Below are 3,223 nucleotides of genomic sequence, written 5' to 3' on the forward strand. Positions count from 1 at the left end.
CTATATATCAATTATAAAAGAACTTTACTCATTTATAGGTTTTGGAATGACTCTAACTTATAATGGTGAAAGAGGTAAGCAAAATAAATGGTTCAACTATTTCTTTTATCCAGTACATATTCTAATCTTAGGGCTTTTGCGTCTATATTTAGACATATAGTTTATACTGGACGGGCCGCGTTGGTCATTCAATGAAAAGCCAGATTCGCAGGCGGAGGCTTGCTTGCCAAACGAAGTAAAACAGTCGGAATTAGAAAAGAATCGCAGGGCGTATATAAAGGTCGGAAGTTGCTATGTATACGCTTTCCCTGAAATGGCAGAATTAACGGCTGTTCTAAAGGCTATTCAGATGATTGAATGAGTCTCTACAAAAAACACAATAAACACTAATAGCAAAAAGAGGCTCCCTTCGTTATGGATGGGAGCCTCTTTTATGTTCCCGAATGAATAAATCTACATTGGGGTCTGAATTTTAGTCTCCGGGAACACAAAAGGGAATTGGGAAAAGGGGATAAGGGGAAAAATTTCTTTTATAAGTTCTTGCATAATTAAATAAAAAACACAGTATCAGCGGTATTTATAAGACTTTCAAAGCCATGAAATACCGCTGATGTTCTATCCGTCTTTATAAGTCAGTCAGTTATATCAGTTAAACATGATTTTCGATAAGGCCTGCTTGGATGCCGTCCGTTCTTTATATCTTTTTATCAGGTTGATCGCCAGCTTCCGGGCCATGTTCAGGTTTTGCTGTATATTTTTGTCCTCTATCTGGCACTGGGCATGGATGTCTGATCGGAAATGCAATTCTGTATCCGGGGGGCATCTGTCATTCATTTGTGGCTCTGGATTGGAAGAAAAATGGGGAATTGGTGATTTATGATCCGTGGGATGGAAATATAGGGACATATACAATAGATGAGGCATTTTATACCGGCTTTTTGTCGGCACAGGGAAAAGGGATTTTAAAATGGGTGCAGTACATCGTATAAGATACAAAAGGGGAGTGATGTTATGATCAGTGCAGCAGGAATCAAGGTATACAGCTATCTGAATATTACCGCAGTTGCAGATTTTTTTATGGAAATAAAACCGGGGGATCACGGAAGGATGACACTCCGTGGGTATCTGGCGGGAATGCCGGACGTCGGAAGGCTGCAGGAGGAGGCGGTTAGGATTACGCTGCAGGAGGACGGTGACAACCGTGAGCAGGTATTGTTCCAGGGGATCATCCAGAGTGTGCACACGTTTGTGGAGAACGGTGTGTGTCAGGTGATCCTGTCAGCCCTGACTAGCAGCATCAGACTGGATCAGGAGGAGAGAAACCGCAGCTTCCAGAAAACAAAAGAGACATACCTTGGGATTATGAGGGAAGTGGCAGGGAACGTGTCCGGCAGTGGACTCTCCGTAGAAACAGGAGTCCCCGTCATACAGTACCGAGAGACAGACTGGGAGTTCTGTAGGCGTATGGCAGCCGGGGCAGGGCAGGTACTGTACGCTGATCCTGCCAGCCCGGAGATAAGACTTTGGGCAGGACTGGAGGAAAAGGGCGGGACGGCTTCCTTTCCAACAGACCGGTATAGCGTCTGTGTGGATGAGACCTATTACCATATGAAAAGCGCTGGGGAAGGGAAAAAAGAATTTTTATACTACCGGACAGAGTCATGGGAAAATTATGAGATAGGGGAAAGTTCTTTTTATCAGGGACAGAGGCGGTATATTTTTGAAAAAACAGCCGAACTCGTTGGCGGAGTGCTTGTCTTTGGGTATAAACTTGGAGGGAAGTGCAGGTTTGGGCAGAAGAGGTATGCGAACCGGAAAATGACAGGAGTTTCCCTGCGTGGAACAGTGAAAAAGCGGGAGAAGGAATCGGTGTACCTGAAACTGGACATTGACGGGGCAGACGGGAAAGCGCTGCATCCATATCCGTGGATTCCGCCCACAGGAAACGTCATGTATTGTATGCCGCAGGAAGGGACGGAGGCATACCTCTACTTTCCAGAGGCAGAGGAGGAAAGTGCATATGCAGTCAGCGAGATACATAACAGCAGGTGTCCGGTCTTTGCAGATGCGCAGCGTCGGGAACTTGTGACGGAGCATGGAAAAAAGCTGCATATGTATGCGGATGTGCTTGGTTTTGCCGGAGGGAAGGAAGAAACCGTGCAGGAGTGCCGGATGGGAGAAGACGGCATACATTTCGGTGCGGGAAAGGGTAAGCTTCAGGTTACGGGGAGGGAGCAGATTCTCTTCCATGCACCGGAGATTTCCCTTGACGCAGTGCAGAAAATCGGACAGTATAAAATAGAGAGCAGGGCAAAAGGAAAGGAGGGGATGCTGTATTCCGGAGGAAACGGAAATCCGTCAACCGGAGGAGGCGGTGATGGAGCAGCAGAACTGCAGAATGAATACAATGCGCTGTCATCCCAGGGAATCCTGGCAGGAACGGAATACGAATACTATAAGCCCTTTGATGATGCACCGGAGTATGAGGAGTATAAGGAGGTGCCGACATGGCTGAAGGTCGTGGCGGGGGTCGCAGTTGCAGCTGTGGTAGGACTGGCAGTGGGAGCGCTGGTAGTTGCAACGGGAGGACTGGCAGCAGCGGCTCTGGGAGTTACAGCCGTGAAACTTGGGGTGATAGCCGGAGCGCTGACCGCAGGGGCAGGAATTGTAGCAGTTGCGGCAACGGCAAGCAGTGACAGAAAGAACGGGACAGAGTCCTCCTTGGGAGATTATATCAGCAATGCCTTTTCGGCGTCTGCAAGAGTGGGAGCATCCTGCATAGCCATAACTCTGGGGATGTATGGGGCAGAGATGATGGCGGTGACCGTGAGCGGTGGCATGGGACTGATTCCCGTGGGAGGAACGGTTGTGACTCTGTCACAGCTCGCAGGTGCATTCCAGCTTGTGGCAGGAATAGTCACAAGCCAGAATCTCCTGTTTCAGATAGAGGAAGTACTAATGTTCTGTACTTCAGGCAAGGAAATGGGAGCGCCGACAGGAAACGGGAGGCATGACAGCGCCCGAGCGCTTACCGAGATGGCAAGTACGCAGTTCGCATTCTATGGACTGATGAATCCATATACTTACCAGAGAGCAAAGATCACGCAGCTGCCGAATGAGACCGCCTTAACCGTGCCGGGAGGAACGGGAGTGGCAGTGGTGCCAAACGGGACAGTGCCAGCCTTGAATCCGCCATACCTTCCGGGGCAGTATACCGAATATC

At 48.7% G+C, this 3,223-nt stretch carries 3 protein-coding genes; 2 read left to right on the forward strand and 1 reads right to left on the reverse strand.

Going from position 1 to position 3,223, the window contains the following annotated elements:
• Positions 1-160 (forward strand): TraX family protein (locus tag DXA36_RS08460; protein ID WP_243114593.1); only part of this gene is annotated, 160 nt, incomplete at its 5' end.
• A 485-nt stretch (positions 161-645) separates the two neighbouring features.
• Here the strand turns inward: DXA36_RS08460 and DXA36_RS08465 are convergent.
• Positions 646-834, reverse strand: coding sequence for a hypothetical protein (locus tag DXA36_RS08465; RefSeq protein WP_069431777.1), 189 nt, complete (start codon positions 832-834; stop codon positions 646-648).
• Positions 835-1,011: 177 nt separating this feature from the next.
• On the opposite strand from DXA36_RS08465, the gene DXA36_RS08470 reads away from it, so the two are divergent.
• A partial coding sequence (locus DXA36_RS08470) for a hypothetical protein (RefSeq protein WP_147366562.1) occupies positions 1,012-3,223 on the forward strand: 2,212 nt, incomplete at its 3' end.

The sequence above is a fragment of the Eisenbergiella sp. OF01-20 genome, assembly GCF_003478085.1.
GTDB lineage: Bacteria > Bacillota > Clostridia > Lachnospirales > Lachnospiraceae > Eisenbergiella.

Bases quoted from the DNA above. Each gene is read 5' to 3' on its own strand.
- DXA36_RS08465 (WP_069431777.1), bottom strand. From the start codon at position 834: ATGAATGACAGATGCCCCCCGGATACAGAATTGCATTTCCGATCAGAC.